16 protein-coding genes and 4 pseudogenes are annotated in these 17,734 nt (G+C 71.2%); 6 read left to right on the forward strand and 14 right to left on the reverse strand.

Translation table 11 applies throughout. The features are described 5' to 3' along the window. Positions 1–103: 103 nt before the first annotated feature. From ABT186_RS11425 to ABT186_RS11460, 8 genes and pseudogenes are all read right to left on the reverse strand, one after another. Entirely contained in the window at positions 104–622 is a 519-nt protein-coding gene (locus ABT186_RS11425; protein WP_351924703.1) for an AAA family ATPase, read from the reverse strand. 194 nt (positions 623–816) lie between these two features. Further along, a complete protein-coding gene (locus ABT186_RS11430) occupies positions 817–2,466 on the reverse strand; it encodes a multicopper oxidase family protein (protein ID WP_351924705.1) in 1,650 nt (549 codons plus the stop codon). A 96-nt stretch (positions 2,467–2,562) separates the two neighbouring features. Next, on the reverse strand, positions 2,563–3,018 hold the full coding sequence (locus ABT186_RS11435; RefSeq protein ID WP_351924707.1) for a hypothetical protein: 456 nt from the start codon (positions 3,016–3,018) through the stop codon (positions 2,563–2,565). A gap of 68 nt (positions 3,019–3,086) precedes the next feature. Next, positions 3,087–3,209: pseudogene (locus ABT186_RS47935) on the reverse strand (c-type cytochrome biogenesis protein CcsB); the annotation flags it as partial. 238 nt (positions 3,210–3,447) lie between these two features. Then, a pseudogene (locus ABT186_RS11445) lies at positions 3,448–3,648 on the reverse strand (PspA/IM30 family protein); the annotation flags it as partial. 65 nt (positions 3,649–3,713) lie between these two features. Next, positions 3,714–3,971, reverse strand: coding sequence for a hypothetical protein (locus ABT186_RS11450; RefSeq protein ID WP_351924709.1), 258 nt, complete (start codon positions 3,969–3,971; stop codon positions 3,714–3,716). Between the two features lie 138 nt (positions 3,972–4,109). Then, positions 4,110–5,684, reverse strand: a complete 1,575-nt coding sequence (locus ABT186_RS11455) for an ABC1 kinase family protein (RefSeq protein WP_351924711.1) — start codon at positions 5,682–5,684, stop codon at positions 4,110–4,112. Positions 5,685–5,779: 95 nt separating this feature from the next. Beyond that, positions 5,780–6,364, reverse strand: coding sequence for a class I SAM-dependent methyltransferase (locus ABT186_RS11460; protein WP_351924713.1), 585 nt, complete (start codon positions 6,362–6,364; stop codon positions 5,780–5,782). A 60-nt stretch (positions 6,365–6,424) separates the two neighbouring features. On the opposite strand from ABT186_RS11460, the gene ABT186_RS11465 reads away from it, so the two are divergent. From ABT186_RS11465 to ABT186_RS11475, 3 genes are all read left to right on the forward strand, one after another. Continuing rightward, positions 6,425–6,796, forward strand: coding sequence for a DUF2795 domain-containing protein (locus tag ABT186_RS11465; protein WP_351225832.1), 372 nt, complete (start codon positions 6,425–6,427; stop codon positions 6,794–6,796). Between the two features lie 102 nt (positions 6,797–6,898). Beyond that, positions 6,899–7,339, forward strand: a complete 441-nt coding sequence (locus ABT186_RS11470; RefSeq protein ID WP_351225830.1) for a CBS domain-containing protein — start codon at positions 6,899–6,901, stop codon at positions 7,337–7,339. A 101-nt stretch (positions 7,340–7,440) separates the two neighbouring features. Beyond that, complete coding sequence (locus ABT186_RS11475; protein ID WP_351225899.1) at positions 7,441–7,986, forward strand: type 1 glutamine amidotransferase domain-containing protein; 546 nt, start codon at positions 7,441–7,443, stop codon at positions 7,984–7,986. Between the two features lie 24 nt (positions 7,987–8,010). On the opposite strand, the pseudogene ABT186_RS11480 reads toward ABT186_RS11475, so the two are convergent. After that, positions 8,011–8,393: pseudogene (locus ABT186_RS11480) on the reverse strand (DUF6158 family protein). Here ABT186_RS11480 and ABT186_RS11485 point away from each other — a divergent pair. Beyond that, a complete protein-coding gene (locus tag ABT186_RS11485; protein WP_351924715.1) occupies positions 8,369–9,478 on the forward strand; it encodes a baeRF2 domain-containing protein in 1,110 nt (369 codons plus the stop codon). The pseudogene ABT186_RS11480 and the gene ABT186_RS11485 overlap by 25 nt on opposite strands. Before the next feature lie 47 nt (positions 9,479–9,525). Here the strand turns inward: ABT186_RS11485 and ABT186_RS11490 are convergent, their stop codons facing one another. Then, on the reverse strand, positions 9,526–11,145 hold the full coding sequence (locus ABT186_RS11490; protein ID WP_351924717.1) for an ABC-F family ATP-binding cassette domain-containing protein: 1,620 nt from the start codon (positions 11,143–11,145) through the stop codon (positions 9,526–9,528). A gap of 200 nt (positions 11,146–11,345) precedes the next feature. Here ABT186_RS11490 and ABT186_RS11495 point away from each other — a divergent pair, with 200 nt between their 5' ends. Both ABT186_RS11495 and ABT186_RS11500 read left to right on the forward strand, forming a co-directional pair. Next, on the forward strand, positions 11,346–12,161 hold the full coding sequence (locus ABT186_RS11495; protein ID WP_351225824.1) for a class I SAM-dependent methyltransferase: 816 nt from the start codon (positions 11,346–11,348) through the stop codon (positions 12,159–12,161). 41 nt (positions 12,162–12,202) lie between these two features. Next, positions 12,203–12,373, forward strand: coding sequence for a hydrophobic protein (locus ABT186_RS11500; protein WP_351225822.1), 171 nt, complete (start codon positions 12,203–12,205; stop codon positions 12,371–12,373). A 141-nt stretch (positions 12,374–12,514) separates the two neighbouring features. Here ABT186_RS11500 and ligD read toward each other — a convergent pair whose 3' ends face one another. From ligD to ABT186_RS11520, 4 genes and pseudogenes are all read right to left on the reverse strand, one after another. Further along, on the reverse strand, positions 12,515–13,435 hold the full coding sequence (gene ligD / locus ABT186_RS11505) for a non-homologous end-joining DNA ligase (protein ID WP_351225820.1): 921 nt from the start codon (positions 13,433–13,435) through the stop codon (positions 12,515–12,517). Positions 13,436–13,449: 14 nt separating this feature from the next. After that, the gene (locus ABT186_RS11510) at positions 13,450–15,297 is read right to left on the reverse strand and encodes a transketolase (RefSeq protein WP_351225818.1); all 1,848 of its coding nucleotides are present in this window, start codon (positions 15,295–15,297) and stop codon (positions 13,450–13,452) included. Next, positions 15,294–16,631, reverse strand: coding sequence for an NAD(P)/FAD-dependent oxidoreductase (locus tag ABT186_RS11515; protein ID WP_351225816.1), 1,338 nt, complete (start codon positions 16,629–16,631; stop codon positions 15,294–15,296). Before ABT186_RS11515 ends, ABT186_RS11510 begins: the two co-directional genes overlap by 4 nt. A 153-nt stretch (positions 16,632–16,784) precedes the next feature. Continuing rightward, a pseudogene (locus ABT186_RS11520) lies at positions 16,785–17,734 on the reverse strand (SDR family oxidoreductase); the annotation flags it as partial.

Below are 17,734 nucleotides of genomic sequence, written 5' to 3' on the forward strand. Positions count from 1 at the left end.
ACGGGGACTGAACTCTTTCCTTTCGTCCGACACGGTTGTTGACAACCACAAGTAGCCACACACGATCACCAAGTGCTCCGAAGCTGTCGCGTGGTCGTCGGCCTCAACTCTTGACGGCCTCTGCGATCTGCAGGGCGGCCTGGGCGGGCGTGAGGTGCGTGGTGTCGACGACTTCGGCCTCGCCGTGTAGCCACGTGCGGGCCGCCTCGGCGTAAGGCTCGAGGTATTTGAGGCGGAACGGGGAGGGGACGGGAGTGGCCCTCTCAATGCGCCTGCGGAGGGTGTGTTGGTCAGCGTGGAGGACGAAGTGCCTTACCGGGATGGAATGTTGGGCGAGGCCCGTGCTGATCTCGCGCCAGTACTGCTCGACCAGGACAGTCATGGGCATCACCAGAGTGCCGCCGGTGTAGTCGAGTACGCGGCGGGCGGTCTCGACGACGAGCTGCCGCCACGGCGGCCAGTGCTGGAAGTTGTCCGTCTCGGGCAGCCCCGGCGTGATGTCCATGAGTGTCTCGCCGACCTTCTCGGCGTCGAAAACCCGTGAATCCGGGATCAGTTGCTGCACGAGTGCACTGGTCGTTGTCTTGCCTGCACCGTGGGTGCCATTGAGCCATACGATCACGGGGCCCGATGCTAGCTAGGCCCTGTCGTCAAACTCCCTCCCCCACCCTTCGGCCGGGAGGTGCCCCCAGCCCCGCGACGCCATGCGCGCGTGAGGCCGTGCCATCGGGATCAGCTACCGCTGACCACGTCGGGCACGGCCCTGAGGAACGAGGGCGGGCCCGGCAAGCCGGGCTCCGCCCGCTCGCCCGGTCGTCAGGCCCGGTATGCCACCAGGGCCATCATCCCCGCTTCCCCGTGGTACGCGTTGTGGCAGTGGAGCATCCACTGGCCCGGGTTGTCCGCGTCGAAGTAAACGGACACCGTCTTCTTCGGGAGCACGATCGTGGTGTCCTTGCGCGGGCCGTTCGTGCCGAGCTGGTAGGTGTGGCCGTGCAGGTGCATCGGGTGCCACATGGTGGTCTTGTTGACGAAGTCCAGCCGGACCCGCTCGCCCTGCTCGACGAGGACCGGGTTCGCGGTCGGGTTGTTCATGTCGAACCGCTTCCCATTGATGGCCCAGTCGTACTTGGCCATCCCGCCGGTCAGTTCGATGCGATGCACCCGGTCGGTCTTCCTGGACGCGAGCCGCACGTCGTCCGCCGACTTCAGCTGGGAGGCAGTCATGATCATGCTGTTCAGCTCCGCAGGGCGAACGCTGGGCCTCGGCGCGCTGCCGGAGCCGGTGCGGATCAGCGCCATGCCGCTGGCGTTCTTGCCCTCGGCGAGCGCGACGAGCGGGAAGACGCCGTCGGCGAGGGTGACCAGGACGTCGTACCGCTCCCCCATGCCGACCAGCAGAGCGTCGACCTGCTGGTGTTGAACAGGGAATCCGTCGGTGTGCGTGATGGTCATCTTGTGGCCGCCGAGCGCCACACGGTACGCGGTGTCGCCACCGGCGTTGATGAGGCGCAGTCGAACGCGCTTGCCGGGCTTGCTGGTGTAGACGTCCGGGTCGGCCGGGACGCGGCCATTGACCAGGTGGTACGGGTACTTGACGTCACCGGCGTCACCGCCGAGCAGCTCACTCTCGGCGCCCATGAGCATGAACTTCATCGACATGCCGCCGGAGGAGGACGACGCGGACGGCGAGGCACTCATCCCGTCCATGCTCCCGCCGCTCATGTCCATCCCACCCATGTCCCCCATGTCGCCGGAGGACGAACTGCTCGGGCCGGCGCTGGAGCTCATGTCCATGCCCCCCATGTCCATGCCGCCCATCCTCTGCCTGAGTTCGGCGAAGACCTCGTCGGGGGTGCCCGTGACGCCGTCGACCCAGTCGTCGAGCACGACGGCCCACTCGTCGTCGTACGACAGCGGCTCCTTGGGATCCTCCACGATGAGAGGGGCGTACAGGCCGCGGTCGAGCTGGACACCGACGTGCGGGTGGAAGAAGTAGGTGCCGGGGGCGTCGGCGATGAAGCGGTAGGTGAAGTTGCTGCCGGCCCGGACGGCGGCCTGGGTGGCCGGGGGCACGCCGTCCATGTCGGAGCGCAGGGCGATTCCGTGCCAGTGGATGGATGTCGTGGTCTTGTCCGGCAGCTGGTTGGAGAGCTCGGCGGCGAGCGTGTCGCCGGCCGACAGCCGGATCTCCTTGCCCGGGGTGCGGCCGCTGAAGGCCCAGCTCTTGGCCATGATCCCGCCGCCGAGGTCGAGCATGGCCGACGCGGCGGTCAGGGTCACGTTCTGCACCTTGCCGGTGCTCTTGCGCTTCTTGTCGGTGGCGGCGACCACCTTGCTGTTGGGGCTGACCAGGGAGGGGGAGCCGTTGGAGCTGCCGGAGCCGCTGCTGCACGCCGCGAGCGCCCCTGCGCCCGCGACGCCGAGCCCGGCCAGCAGGACGGACCGGCGGTTGATGCTGTTCATGATGGAAGTCCTCTTCTCGATGTGCCGTTGGTCGGACCGCGCGCGGGCAGCACCGCTCGCGTACGCGTGGGAACGCGGCGGTGGCTCGCAGAGGGCCTAGATCAACAAGCGGGAGAGGACCGAGAGATCCGGTGGCGCACGGTGTGACGCTCCGGGCAGACCGCGCCCGGCGAGCACGCCGTAGGAGGCATCCGATCGGCCGACGTGGGCAGCGGCGGGCGGTGGCGCGAGTTTGGTCGTGCCGACGTCTCCGGCCGAGCAGTGCTGCATGGCGGGGCCCGAGCAGGCGCCGCTGTGATCGTCCATGGCCATGTTCGCGGCCTGGGATGCCGTGCCATGCCCCGCCGAGGCGGCTGTCGTCGTCATGGGCATGGCCGCGGAGGTGTGATCCATGTCGGCCATCGCGCTCATGGCGGGGGCGGGCACGGGCGCGGACGTCGTGTCGTGATGGATGAGTACAGCGAGTGCTGCGAGCAGCACAACGACGACGGTCCACGCGCAGCGCACGGCGCTGCCGCGGGATCCCGCCCGCCGGTCTATGGCTGTCGTCATCGCTCTCCGCACCCTGGCTCCGTCTGACAGGACTCGCCCACTATACCCAGCGGGGGTATCTTCCGCTTGACTCCAGCATACGAATGGAGTCCTGTGATGAAGATGTTCACTCCGTAGTGGTCGAAGGCGAACGCGGTGAAGGTCTCCAAGCCGAGGCAGGCGGCGCGGCGGCCCTTCCAGCCGGCCGTGGCGAGCCGGTAGCAGAGCTTGTCCGGCGTCGCGACCGAAGCCAGGCGCCCGGAAGGCGCCGTCGGAGACGGTCGCGGCGGAGACGTGAATCCACAGCCAGTACGAGTGCAGGGCGGGTACGAGCTGCGCGTCGTCCACGCAGAGGACCCTCGCGGCGAGGCCCGGGGTCACCAGGGCGGACAGCAGCACCGCGCCAGTCGCCGGTGGGCCGCCCCGTGCGGGCCGTCAGCCGCCGCCGGCCTGCTCCAGGGTGCCCATCTGCAGCTCCAGGCGCTTGCGGCTGGTGGCCACATCGGCCACACCGCGCCGCACCTTCTGCAACAGTTCCTGTTGCTGCTGGTAGGAGTAGTCGAGAACCTCGCGCGGATCCTCTGCCCTGTCCAGGACTTTGTTCGCCTTGATCCGGAACAGGTCCGCGATACGGCGGGCGATGCTGGTCATGGCCGGCCAATCCCTTCTTCAGGGTCCGAGGACTGTGTCCTCGGAGTGCGTGACGTTCAGTGATGCTATGGGCCTTTCTGCGTCAGCCCGGTCCCGCCGCACTCGCCATGCTGATGGCCGTCGCCGGGTTCGCTCCCGCACCCGTGCGGTCGCCCGCCGTGGCCGCTGTGGCCGCTGTGGCCGCCGGGCATGAGGGCCATGCTCAGCGGGCACGCCGCGACGAGGGCGATCAGGACCAGCCAGAGCGGCGGCACGCCCAGCCGGAGCAGAAGGGCCGCGGCGACGGCTACGGCCGCGATGCCCGCGAGTACTTTCGGTGGCACCTCTGGCTCCCCGGGTCTTGCGTGTCCGGATTCCTTCGCATTCCACCCTCCCTCGGGTAGGGCGACCCCGCATGGGTACTAAGGGCCTTAGCACTGGGCCGAATGGTCCTCTTGGTCTTGGGGTCCTGGATCGGTCCGTCAGCTGCTGCGGCGCCGGTGGCCGAGGCGCGCCAGCACCGCCCCGGCCGCGCCGGCGGCCAGGAGCGCGAGAAGGGGCGGCCGCGTCCGCCGTGGGGGCGGAGCAGGCGGCGCGGTGGTGGCGGCGAGGCGGTCGTTCAGGTGCTGGAGTGCTTCGGGGAGGTCGAGTTCGAGGGCGAGGACGAGCCGGGCCCGGTCGGTACCCGCCCACGCGTGGGTGAGCGTGGCGAGAGTGGGAAGCAGGATGCGTTTCAGGTCGGGCAGCACCGTGCGGGTGAGGTCGGCGAGGGTGATGTCCGGGTCGATGAGCGCGCCGGTGGATTCCAGGGTGAGCAGGGTGCGGGCGAGGAGCATCAGCTCGCGTGGGAAAACGATGTCGTGCGCCGCGCCCGCGCCGAGCTCGGCCAGCAGCAGCCGGGCCACTGAGTACTCCCGGGCCGACCGGCCGTACCAGTCCTCCACCAGGTCGGCGACGGCCCGCCGGAAGCCGGGCACGTCGGCTCCAGGGCGTCGTTCCGACAGACGCAGCAGCTGCCCGACGGCGGTGTCGGAGTCGCCGTCCACCAGCGCCCACAGCATCAGGCCCATACGGTGGCGTTGCCGGGAGTCCACGCGCCCGAACATGCCGAAGTCCAGGAAGGCGACCTTCTCGCCGGGCAGCACGAGCAGATTGCCCGGGTGGGGGTCGGCGTGGAAGAGGCCGAACTCGAAGACCTGCCGGAGCACCGCGCGCGCACCCGTCTCCAGGACCCGCTGGGGGTCCAGCCCGGCCTGCCGCAGCTCGGCCGCCGGGGCCGGCCGGTGCCCATGGAGGAGGTCCATGGTCAGCACCCGGCGCGTCGTCCACCGCTCATGCACCCGCGGGATGACCACCGAGTCGTCGTCGGCGAAGTAGCGGCGCAGTGCCTGTGCGGTACTGGCCTCCCGGCGGAAGTCGAGTTCCCGCCGCGTCCACTCGGCGATCTCCTCGACGGCTTCGGTCGGGCGGAACCGGCGCGCTGCAGCACTGCGCCGCTCCAGCCGCCGCGCCAGCCACCGCAGCAGCGTCAGGTCCTCCTCCACCTGCGCATCCACCCCGGGCCGCTGCACCTTGACCGCCACCTCGGTACCGTCGGGCAGCCGCGCCCGGTGCACCTGGGACAGGGAGGCGGCCGCGAACGGCTCCGGGTCGAACTCCGCGAACGCCTCCCGCGGTGACCGGCCCAGTTCCTCGGTGATGACTCGGACAGCCTCGTCGGCCGGAAACGGTGGTACGTCGGCGTACAGCCCTTGTAGCGCCTCGGCGTAGGCGGCGGGTACGTAGTCGGGGCGCAGCGCGAGCATCTGCCCGGCCTTGACGAAGGTGGGCCCCAGCTGTTCCAGGATGTGGCGGGTGCGCTCCGGCAGGGGCCGGTCCATGACCGCGTGGTGCTCGCACGGCCGCAGCCCCAGGGTGCACAGAGTCCGGCAGCGCGGTGACACCCAGGACCGTAGGCCGAGGGCGTCGACCAGCCAGCGGAATCCGGCGGCCCAGAGCACGGTGGCGATCTCGCCGACCCGGGCGACAGCGGTCAGCGGTGGCGGGTGCCGTGACATGGAGGTCACCTCCATCGGTGTGGCAATCAGTCGGCGCGGGGACTCTGCCCACTGATCTTTCCTCTGTGCCGACGTCTACTGGTGAGGGTCGGCCATCAGCCCGTCGGGCGCAGTTCGGCGACGCCGAGGAGGTGGTCGCCGCCGATCCGGGCGAGCCACCGCTCGTCCGGGTACAGCCCGTGACGGGGCAGCTCGGCGGGGAAGTCGCCGACGGTGAACCGGTCCTTGCCCGGGTGGTCGAACAGGCGCCGGCAGGTGGGGCGGTTCAGGGCGGTGACGGTGACCTCGTCGAAGTAGAAGCGCCCGCCCGGACGCAGCACGCGGGCCACCTCGGCGACGGCGGCGCGCCAGTCCTCGACGTGATGGATGATCGCGAAGTCGAACACCGCGTCGTAGCCGTCGTCCTCGGCTTCCAGGGCGGCCAGCAGGTCGGTCGCGGATGCCACGGCCGGCCGCACCCGCTCCTCGTATCCGGCCAGGCGCCGACGGGCGGAGTCGACGGCCCCGGGATCCAGGTCGACGGCGTCCACCGCGGCGGCTACGAACCGGTCCAGGATGAGCTGGGTGCCGTAACCGCTCACGCAGCCGATCTCCAGGGCCCGCCCTCCCGGGATCCGCCCGCCGAGGCGGGCCGGCAGCCCACCGGCCGTCGAACGGCACCGAGTGGTTCCGTTGCGCATGCGTGTCGATCGCCGATGACCGGGTACGCGAGCTCCACCCCCGAACATCTGGAGGGAGTCATGCAGCGAGGCAGCGACCGGCTGAGCGTCCACCGGGACGACGAGATGAAGCACGAACTGAAGGACCTGCTGCGGTCCGGTCACCCGACGCGGACCGAGGAGTGGCACGACCCCGAGCCGAGCGCCGACGACGACCCGGCGGTGTGGGCCGGTCCGGTGATTCCGGGCGCCGCGCGCTCCGTGGCCGACGTGCGCTACGAGCTGGCGCGGATCCTGGGCCGTACGGCGTTCCCGGCCCGCACGGTCGAACTGATCGACGTCCTGCGCCGCAGGCACGCCCCGGACACGCTCGTCGAGCCTCTGGAGCGGCTGCCGCGTTCGGCGCGCTACTCCAATGCCCTGGAGCTCGCCGAAGCCGTGGTTCGGGCCTGAGGGACCGCGCGGCACGCATAGGCACCCGGCTGGGGGGTACTGCGGGCGTCATTCGGCTGACGTAGCACCCCCTACCGCCGGGGGCAGGAAGGACCACAGGCCATGGCTGATTTCGTCAGGGAGGTCATGACGCTCGGCGTCGTGGCGGTCCGGCCTGATGCCTCGCTCGTCGAGGCCGCGCAGCTGATGCGGGCACTGGATGTGGGAGACGTCCTCGTGGCCGGTGACGGGCAGGTCATCGGCGTCCTCACGGACCGTGACATCACGCTGCGGGCCGTCGCGGACGGTGCCGACCCGCTGACCGTGAGCGCCGGGGCGGTGTGCACTCCCGACCCGGTGGTGATCGGCCCCGACGATCCCGTGTCCGCGGCGTTCGAGCTGATGCGCGGCCATGCCGTGCGCCGGCTGCCGGTCGTGGAGGGCGGGCGGCCGGTGGGCATGGTGAGCCTGGGTGACCTGGCGGTGGCGCAGGACCCCGCGTCGGCGCTCGCGGACATCAGCCGGGCCGCGCCGGGAGGCGGGCCGGGCGGCACCCCGGTATGACGGCGGCTCTGGGGGTCAAAGCGCGCTGTTCTCCGTGCAGTTGGCCCTGGACGGCGGTGCACGGGGGGTGGCGCACAGGCTGAGAAAGGACGATGAACATCATGCGTATCGCGTTCCTGACCGCACCCCAGGGCGTCGAGCAGGTCGAACTCACCGACCCCTGGCAGGCACTCGCCGGCGCCGGCCACGAGCCGGTCCTGGTGTCGACGAAGCCGGGGTACGTGCAGGCTTTCCGCCATCTGGACAAGGCGGACACGTTCCCGGTGGAGGTGGTCGTCGGCCAGGAGCCGGCCGAGTCCTTCGACGGGCTGGTCCTGCCGGGCGGTGTGGCCAATCCGGACTTCCTGCGGATGGACCAGCGGGCCGTCGGTTTCGTCCGCTCGTTCTTCGAGCAGGGCCGACCGGTGGCCGCGATCTGCCACGCGCCGTGGACGCTGGTGGAGGCCGACGTCGTCCGGGGCCGCGTCCTGACGTCGTGGCCGAGCCTGCGCACCGACATCCGGAATGCGGGCGGCACCTGGGTGGACGAGCAGGTACGGCTCGACCAGGGCCCCAACAAGCTGATCACCAGCCGCAGGCCGGACGACCTGAAGGCGTTCAACGAGGCGATCCTGACGGAGTTCCCCGAGGGAGGCGGCGGGGCCTAGGAACGACGCCCTGGGTCAACGCGGTCAGCGGGCGGGTTCGGTGCCCCGGCTTTCTCCGCTCCCGGGGTCCGCGATGGCCGTGGCCCGTTCCCGGGCCCCGTCACGCGTCCGGCTCGCCACGATCAGGCGGCGTGGATGGCGGCGCAGGTACTCGCCCTCCAGCTGCGCCATACGGTCGTTGTGCGCGCGCAGCGCGTCGTTCGAGCCATGGAGCAGCGTGTCGTGGCGCGTGCGGTGGATCGTCTCCAGCTCCTTCATGAGCTGCTGGTCGGTCAGACGGCCCGGGTCGACTCCGGTCATGGTGTACCCCGCTCGTCGTGTTCCTCGGTGCGGTCCGGGTACCCGCGAAAGCAGCAACCCGAGCGGCACCCGGGAGAGAGCCATGGATCTCGCCTTTCTCCATCCACTGTACGAACATCCGGGCCCCTGGGCCTCCGTATACGTCGACACCTCCCGGCACACGCAGTCCGCGCCCCACGAGCGCTCCCTCACCGCTCGGGCCCTGTCCCGGGAGCTGGCCGGGCAGGGCGCGGACGAGCCGACCTGCCATGCCGTCCGGACCGCGGTCGAGGAGCTGGCCCACTCCCCCGAGCCGCACGGCAGGGCGCTGTTCGCCCGTGCGGGGGAGGTGGTCCTGGATCCGCCGTTGGCCACTCCCCCGCCCGGCGGCTCCTCGGCCCGGTGGGCGCCGCTGCCGCACACGGCGCCGCTGCTGGAGCTGGCCACCGAAGACCCCGTGTCAGTGGTGGCGTACATCGACCGCAAGGGCGCGGAGTTCGAGCTGCGCGGGGCGCTGGGCAGCCGGGAGGCCTCTGCGGCGGCCGGGAAGCACTGGCCCTCGCCCCGTAGGAGCACCGCGGACTGGTCGGTGCGGCACTTCCAGCTGCGGGTGGAGAACACCTGGGAACACAACGCGGCGGAGATAGCGGACGCGCTGGCCGTCTGCCAGGAGGAGACGTGCGCCGATCTGGTGGTCCTGGTCGGCGAGGAGCGCGAGCGGCGCGCGGTGCGCGCCCGGCTGCCGCGCCGGCTTCTCGACCGGGTGGCCGAGGCGCCGCACGGCGCGGGCAGCCGACTGCTGGACGAGGACATCGAGCGGATCCGGGCCGAGCACGTGCACCGCAGGGCGGCGGAGGAGCTGGAGCGATTCCTGGCCGCCCGCGTACCCGATGAGGAGGGGCGTACGGGCGCGGTCGAGGGCGTGCCGGCGGTCGTCGAGGCCGCACGCGAACACCGTATCGACGAACTCCTGATCCACCTGGGCGCACCGGAGACGAACCGCGAGGTGTGGATCGGCGAGGACCCGGACCAGGTGGCGGTCAGCCGCACCGACGTCAAGGCGCTGGGCGGGCGGGCCACCTGGCCGGTCCGCGCGGATGACGCACTGCTGCGCTCCGTGGTGGAGACGGGTGCGGAGGCGGTGTCGGTGACGGCCATATCGCAGGCCGAGGGGCCGAGGGGCGGGGTGGGGGCGTTGCTGCGCTGGGCGTAGCCCGATCGGTGAACGGCGGGCGCGTGGCCCCGGGTGCCCGACAGGCCCTAGCGCGCCCGCTCCACCCTCCGCTCGTCCCACACCGGCTCCGGGGTCTCACGGACCCGGCCGTCGCTGCCGAAGACCAGATGGCGGTCGAAGGAGCGGGCGAACCAGCGGTCGTGCGTGACCGCGAGGACCGTGCCCTCGAATGCCTCCAGTCCCTTCTGGAGCGCCTCCGCCGACTCCAGGTCCAGGTTGTCGGTCGGCTCGTCGAGCAGCAGGGCCGTGGCGCCCTCCAGTTCCAGCAGGAGGATCTGGAAGCGGGCCTGCTGCCCGCCGGACAGCCGCTCGAAGTTCTGTTCGGCCTGCGCGGTCAGCTCGTAGCGGCGCAGCCGGGACATGGCCGCGCCCCGGTCCTGGGAGTGTTCCCGCCACAGGATGTCGAGGAGCGTACGGCCCTCCAGCTCGGGATGCGCGTGCGTCTGGGCGAAGTGACCGGGCACGACGCGCGCCCCGAGCTTCCACTCCCCGGTGTGCGCCACGTCGCCACCCGCGAGCAGCCGCAGGAAGTGCGACTTGCCGGAGCCGTTGGAGCCGAGGACGGCGACGCGCTCGCCGTAGAAGACCTCCAGGTCGAAGGGTTTCATCAGGCCGGTGAGCTCAAGCCCCTTGCAGGTGACGGCCCTTACACCCGTACGTCCGCCCTTGAGCCGCATCCTGATGTCCTGCTCGCGCGGCGGCTCCGGCGGGGGTCCGGCCTCCTCGAACTTGCGCAGCCGGGTCTGGGCGGCCTGGTAGCGGGACGCCAGCTCATGGCTGACCGTGGCCGCCTGACGCAGATTCAGCACCAGCTTCTTCAGCTGCGCGTGCTTCTCGTCCCACCTCTTGCGCAACTCCTCGAAGCGGGCGAAGCGTTCGCGCCGGGCCTCGTCGTAGGTGGCGAAGCCGCCGCCGTGCACCCAGGCATCCGCTCCGGTGGGGCTCGGTTCGAGGGAGACGATCCGCTGGGCACCGCGGGCGAGCAGTTCACGGTCGTGGGAGACGAAGAGCACGGTCTTGCGGGTCTCCGCGAGCCGCTCCTCCAGCCACCGCTTCCCGGGTACGTCGAGGTAGTTGTCCGGCTCGTCGAGGAGCAGGACCTCATCGGTGCCGCGCAGCAGCGCTTCGAGCACGAGCCGCTTCTGCTCTCCGCCGGAGAGGGTGCGGACCAGGCGCCACTGGGCCTTCTCGTAGGGGACGCCGAGCGCGGCCGTGGTGCAGATGTCCCACAGTGTCTCGGCCTCGTAGCCGCGGGCCTCGGCCCAGTCGGCGAGGGCCTGCGCGTACTGGAGCTGGGCGGCCTCGTCGTCCACGGTCATGACGGCGTGCTCGGCGGCGTCGACGGCGCGGGCGGCGTCGCGAATACGGGGCGGAGCGACGGAGACGAGCAGCTCCCGTACGGTCGTCTCGTCCCGTACGGACCCCACGAACTGCCGCATGACGCCGAGCCCACCGCTCGTGGTGACCGTGCCGCCGTGCGGCTTCAGCTCACCGGACAGGATCCGCAACAGGGTGGTCTTCCCGGCCCCGTTGGGACCGACGAGCGCGATGACGGCACCTTCGCCGACCCGGAAGGACACGTCGCCGAGCAACGCCCTCCCGTCCGGGAGGTAGTACTCGAGGTGAGCGGCTTCCAGGTGTCCCATGAGGCGCATTCTGGGCGAGGCCCTGGACGGCGGGCAAACGGTTATCGCACCTCGCAACTTCGTCCACATTGCAAGACGCAGATCTCATCATTCGACATGATCGCATACGGTGATGCATACCGCCCCTAGGCATCGCCCCAGGGGTCCGTACGGCGTGAATCCGTACGCCGTGAATCCGTACGAACGAGAAGAGGAAGGTCATGTCGAAGGAGACGGCCGTCTACACGCACGGCCACCATGAGTCCGTGCTGCGCTCGCACACCTGGCGGACCGCCGCCAACTCCGCGGCGTACCTCCTCGGTTCGCTCAAGCCGCACATGAAGATCCTGGACATCGGCTGCGGCCCCGGCACCATCACCGCCGACCTGGCGGCCCTGGTCCCCGACGGCCATGTCACCGGCGTCGACCGCGCGCCGGAGATCCTGGGGCAGGCCCGGGCCACGGCCGCCGCCCGCGGGCTCACCAACGTCGACTTCGCGGTCGCGGACGTGCATGCGCTGGAGTACCCGGACGACACGTTCTGCGTGGTCCACGCCCACCAGGTGCTCCAGCACGTGGGCGACCCCGTACAAGCGTTGCGGGAGATGCTCCGCGTCACCAAGCCGGGTGGTTTCATCGCCGTCCGCGACGCGGACTACGCGGCGATGGCCTGGTACCCGGCCTCGGAGGGCATGGATGCCTGGCTGGACCTGTACCGGCGGGTCGCGCGCGCCAACGGTGGTGAGCCGGACGCCGGGCGGCGCCTGAAGTCATGGGCGCTCCGCGCGGGCATCCGGGACATCACGGCCACCTCCGGCACCTGGACCTTCGCGACCGCCGACGAGCGGGAGTGGTGGAGCGGGCTGTGGGCGGACCGCACGCTCGCCTCGGCGTACGCGGCACGCGCCACCGAGGGCGGTCACGCGACCGCCGATGAGCTTCGGGCCGTGTCGGAGTCCTGGCGGGACTGGGGCCGGCAGGAGGACGGCTGGTTCTCCGTGCTGCACGGAGAAATTCTCTGCCGAAAAGGCGACTGATTCGCACTTTTCGGGAAACCCGGAAGCAGGAGGTTGACATTATGTTTCCCATCCTGCTGGTACTGCTACTTGCCCTGATTCTCTTCGGTGCCGGATTCGCGGTGAAACTTCTGTGGTGGATTGCCCTGGCGGTGCTCGTGATCTGGCTGCTGGGATTCCTGGTGCGCGGCACGTCCGCGGCCGGAGGGCGGGGCCGATGGTATCGCTGGTGACCCGTCGCTGATCACACGAAAGGAAACGGCCCGAGCGGCCCGAGATCCGGATTCAGGTCCTCGGGCCGCAGCCTGCAGCACTCCGACAGCGCGGCACGAGAAAGGCCGTATCGAGCGCATGGCAGCCGTGATTTCAGCGATTCAGCCGCGCAATGCGTCGAGCCGCCGCCGGGCGGGGGCGAGGGAGCGTCCTGCGGCCATCACGTCTGCCCAGGGAGCGGTGCGGGCCTGGTCCACCGCGTCCACGATGGACCAGCGGCGGGCATGCACGGCCGGGTCGTCCAACTGCTCCCAGGACAGGGGCGTGGCGACCGGGGCGCCCGGACGGGCCCGTACGGTGAAGGGGGCGACGGCGGTCTGTGCGTACGCGTTGCGCTGCACGTCGAGGTAGAGCCTCTCCCCCCGGTCCTTCTTGCGGGCGGCCGTGGTGAGCCGCTCGGGATGGGCGGCGGCGAGCGTGTCCGCGACGTCCCTGGCGAACTCCCGTACTTCGTCGAAGTCGTGACGTCGGCTCACTGGCACGACGACGTGCAGTCCCCGCGATCCCGTGGTCATCAGTCCGGACGGCAGCCTCAGTTCGCCGAGGAGCTCACCCAGCAGCCGGGCCGCGTGCCGCACCTGACCGAAGTCGTCGCCCGCCGGGTCGAGGTCGAAGACGATCCGGTCGGGCCGCTCCAGGCGGTCCGTGCGTGACAGCCAGCGGTGCAGGGTGAGGCAGGCCTGGTCGGCGAGGTGGACGAGGGTGGCTGCGTCGTCGCAGACGGTGTGACAGACGGTGCCGCCCTCCTTGGGCACCTCGACGCGGTGGATCCAGTCCGGATAGTGCTCCGGGGTGTTCTTCTGCAGGAACCGGGGCCCGTCGACTCCGTCGGGGTGGCACTCCAGCATCAGGGGCCGGCCACGAAGATGGGGCACCATGAAGGAGGCGACGGAGCGGTAGTACGCGACGAGGTCCGCCTTCGTGTACTCCTCGGCGTCCCCGTCACCGGGGAACAGCACCTTGTCCGGCCGGTGAATCTCCAGCGTGCGACGACCGGCCCGTACGGTACGGGTGCCGCTCATGCCGCTCCCTCCGTTCACGGTACGACGGCGTGCTCCACCAGCAGCCGGGCCGCGGCCGCGATCGACTCCGCGTCGATGCCCGCGGCGTGCAGTTGCTCGGCGGGGGTCGCCGAGCCCGGCATCGTCGTCACGGCAAGGCGCACCAGGCGGGGTACGGGGCGCCCGTCGGCGAAGGCGTCGAGGACCGCGTCGCCGAGACCGCCCTCCTCGCGGTGGTCCTCGACGGTGACGAGACAGCCGGTCCGTTCGGCGGCCTCGCGCAGCGTGGCGCGGTCGACGGGCTTGACCGAGTACAGGTCGACAACCCGTACCCGTATGCCCTGCCCGGCGAGCGCGTCGGCTGCCTTCAGCGCCTCGTGGACGGTGACCCCGGCGGCGACGAGGGTGAGCCGGTCCTCGGAGGAGGTGCGCAGCACCTTGCTGCCGCCGACGGGGAACTCCTCGGTCGGGCCGTAGATGACCGGCGTCTTCCCCCGCGTGGTCCGCAGATAGCGGATGCCCTCCTGGCCCGCCATCGAGGCGACTAGCCGGGCGGTCTGGTTGGCGTCGCACGGGTACAGCACGGTCGACTCGTACACCGAGCGGAACATGGCGAGGTCTTCCAGGCCCATCTGCGAGGGCCCGTCCTCGCCGATGGCGCAGCCCGCGTGCGATCCGACGAGGTTGATGCCGGAGCCGCTGATCGAGGCCATGCGGACGAAATCGTGGGCGCGGGTGAGGAACGCGGCGAACGTGGAGGCGTACGGCACCCAGCCGCGCGCCGCCATGCCGACGGCGACCGCGACCATCAGCTGTTCGGCGATGTAGCACTCGAAGTAGCGGTCGGGGTGCTCCTTGGCGAAGTACTCGGCCCGCGTGGAGTCGCCCACCTCGCCGTCGATGGCGACGACGTCACCCCGGGCGTGGCCGACCGCGGCGAGTGCCTGTCCGAAGGCATCCCGGGTGGCGACCTCGTCGCCCATGTCGTACCGAGGCAGGTCCAGATGGCCGCCCCGTACGGCGTGCAGCATGCGGGTGGCGGGCGGCAGCTGGACCTCGACGCGCAGGTCCCGTACGCCGCCGAGTTCCGCGATCGCCTCCTCGGGGTCGGGCAGGGGCTTGCCGTGCAGGCCCTCGCGGTCCTGGACACCGGGGACGCCCTTGCCCTTGAGGGTGCGGGCGAGGATCACGGTGGGCTGTCCGGTGGTGGACTCGGCCTCGGCGCAGGCGCGGTCGATCGCCTCCACATCGTGCCCGTCGACCTCGACGGTGTGCCACTCGAAGGCCTTGAAGCGGCGCGCGTAGGCATTCAGGTCGTGGCCGTGGCGGGTGGGGCCGCGCTGACCGAGCCGGTTGACGTCGACGATCGCGATCAGGTTGTCGAGATGCTCGTACCCGGCGTGCTCGGCGGCCTCCCACACGGAGCCCTCGGCCAGTTCGCTGTCGCCGCACAGCACCCACACCCGGTAACCGGTGTGGTCGAGCCGCTTCCCGGCCAGGGCGATGCCGACCCCGACGGGCAGCCCCTGGCCGAGCGAGCCGGTGGCCGTCTCGACCCAGGGCAGCCGGCGGGGCGTGGGGTGTCCTTCGAGCCGGCTTCCGAGCTTGCGGAAGGTGAGCAGTTCGGTCTCGTTGATCGCTCCGGCGGCCTTGTAGGCGGCGTAGAGGAGGGGTGAGGCATGCCCTTTGGAGAGGACGAAGCGGTCGTTGGCGGGGTGGGCCGGGCGCTCGAAGTCGTAGCGGAGGTGGTGGGCGAGCAGGACGGCCATCAGGTCCGCGGCCGACATCGAGGAGGTGGGGTGCCCGGAGCCGGCCGCGGCGGCGGCGCGCACGCTGTCCACGCGCAACTGCTGGGCGAGTTCGTGCAGGTGACGGGGGTTCATGAGTCTTCCTTCGTACCGGACTTGTCAGGGGATCCGGGCGTCCGGGCCAGTTCGGGCGAGGCCGTGTCCAGTGGCACCGACCAGGAGCGGACCAGCCCCAACTGCACGGCCTGGCGCGGCAGTACGGCGTCCAGGAGCCAGTCTGCGGCGACCCGTACACGGTTGCCGGGCATCGCGGCGAGGTGGTAGCCGCGGGCGACGGCTCCGGCGAGCGGGCCGGACAGCGGGATGCCGAACGGATTGGCGGCGGCCTGCGCGCCGCCGAGGTCCACGACGAAGCCCAGGTCCCGGTGGCGGTAGGAGCGCCGGGAGCCGATGCCGAGGGAGGCGGCGACATTGTGGGCGCAGACCTTCCCGTGCCGCCAGGCGTGCTGCGCGGTCATCGGCGTGTACTGCCCGGGCTTGTCCAGATCGGGTACGGCAGCCGCGTCCCCGCAGGCGAACACCTCGGAGTGGGCCGGTACCCGGAGATACGGGTCGACGAGGATCCGTCCGCGCTCCAGGGGCCGGCCGAGGCTCTCGACGAGCGGATCGGGGCGTACGCCGACGCACCACACCAGTGTTCGGGTGTCGACGAACTCCCCGTCGGTCAGCAGGACTCCGTCGTGCGTCGCCTCCTTCACGGACGTCCCCATCCGTACGTCGACGCCCCTGCGCCGCAGTACGTGGTCCGCGGTGCGGGACAGCCGCTCGTCCATCTCCGGCAGCACGCGGGGCGCGATGTCCAGCAGCAGCCAGCGCGGCCGCATGCCCTCCCGCAGCGGCTGCTTGCGCACGAGCGCGTCGGTGAACAGCTTGCCCTGCGCGGCGACTTCCGTTCCGGTGTAGCCGGCGCCGACCACCACGAAGGTGCAGCGGGCGGAGCAGCTCGTGGGGTCGTCGGCCGCCGCCGCCAGCTCCACCTGGCGGATCACATGGTCACGCAGGTACAGCGCCTCGGGCATACCCCGGAAGCCGTGCGCATGCTCGGAGACGCCGGGGATCGGCAGCAGCTTGTTGACGCTGCCGACGGCAAGCACGAGCCGGTCGTAGGTGAGCATGCCGCCGTGGCCCTCGGGGTCCCTGTAGTGCACGGTCCGCGCGTCGAGATCGACGCCGTCGGCCTCGCCGAGCACCAGGCGTACCTGGCGCAGGGTGCCGGAGAGCGAGACGGCGACGCGGCGCGGCTCCAGGATGCCCACGGCGACCTGCGGCAGCAGGGGGAGATACAGAAAGTAGTCGGTCGGATTGAGAAGAGTGATGTCGGCACGGTGCCGGGTCAGCCCGGACAGCGTGCGGGCCGTCCGGTACCCGGCGAATCCGCCACCGACGATCAGGATGCGGGGTCGACTCACGATTCGCCTCCGGCGTTCTCGCGCGTACGTCGTCTGCCGGGCGGGCGCACGAAATGCCACCCGTACGAGACCTTCCGCGTCCCCCTGGGCAGGGCGCCCAAACACCGCAGCCGCGGCGTTTCGCCCCCAGTGCCGCCCTCGCCGAAACAATGCTCAGCCACGACGGCGGAGTCCGGCGGCCGCCACGGCGCCCAGCCCACTGGCCAGCAGGCCCGCGCCGATCCTCCCTCGGTTCCGGGACACCCACTCCTCGGCGCCTCCTGGCAGAGACTCCGCGTCGAAGCGTCCGTGCGCGCCGTAGTCGTGACCGTGCGGGCCGTCCGCGGGCACCCACAGGTTCCCCGCCCCGCCCTGCTGCCCCTCCTCGCGCTGTGCGTCGAACCCCGTACGGGCGAGGTAGCGGTCCAGCAGCCCCGGGGCCACCGCGTTGGTGATCAGGGTGGCCACCGTCGACGCCCCCACTCAGTACTCGCGGCGCCGTGCGTGCCCGGCCGCGTGCACGATCGCGCGGGCCGCCATCTCCGGCTGGTAGACCGGCGCCACCGGCCGCGCCCGCCCCGGGATCCGGCTCAGCACCCAGTCGAACTGCGGGGTGTTGACCGCCGGCAGCTGCACCATCGTCGTCCGTACCCGCGACCCCTCGTGCAGCAGCTCGCACCTGAGCGACTCGTTGAAGCCCTGGATCGCGTGCTTGGCCCCGCAGTACGCCGACTGCAGCGGTATCCCCCGGTACGCGAGCGCCGAGCCGACCTGCACGATCGTCCCGTGGTCGGCGGGCAGCATGTGCCGCAGGGCGGCCCGCGTGCCGAACACACAGCCCAGGTACGTCACTTCGGTGACCCTGCGGAACTCGTCCGGCGTGACCTCCGTGAAGGGCGCGAACAGCCCGGCGAACGCGTTGTTGACCCAGATGTCGATCCGCCCGAACTCGTCGGCGACCTGCTGCGCCGCTTCGTCGACCGCCTTCGCGTCCGCTACGTCGACGGGCACGACGAGCGCCTCACCCCCGGCGCGCTGCACCTCGTCCGCTGCCGCGGCGAGGCCCTCGCGGCCCCGGGCCAGCAGGGCGACCCTGTCGCCGCGGGCGGCGAAGGCCCCGGCCG

Source organism: Streptomyces sp. NPDC001634, assembly GCF_040298185.1.
Classification (GTDB): Bacteria; Actinomycetota; Actinomycetes; order Streptomycetales; family Streptomycetaceae; genus Streptomyces.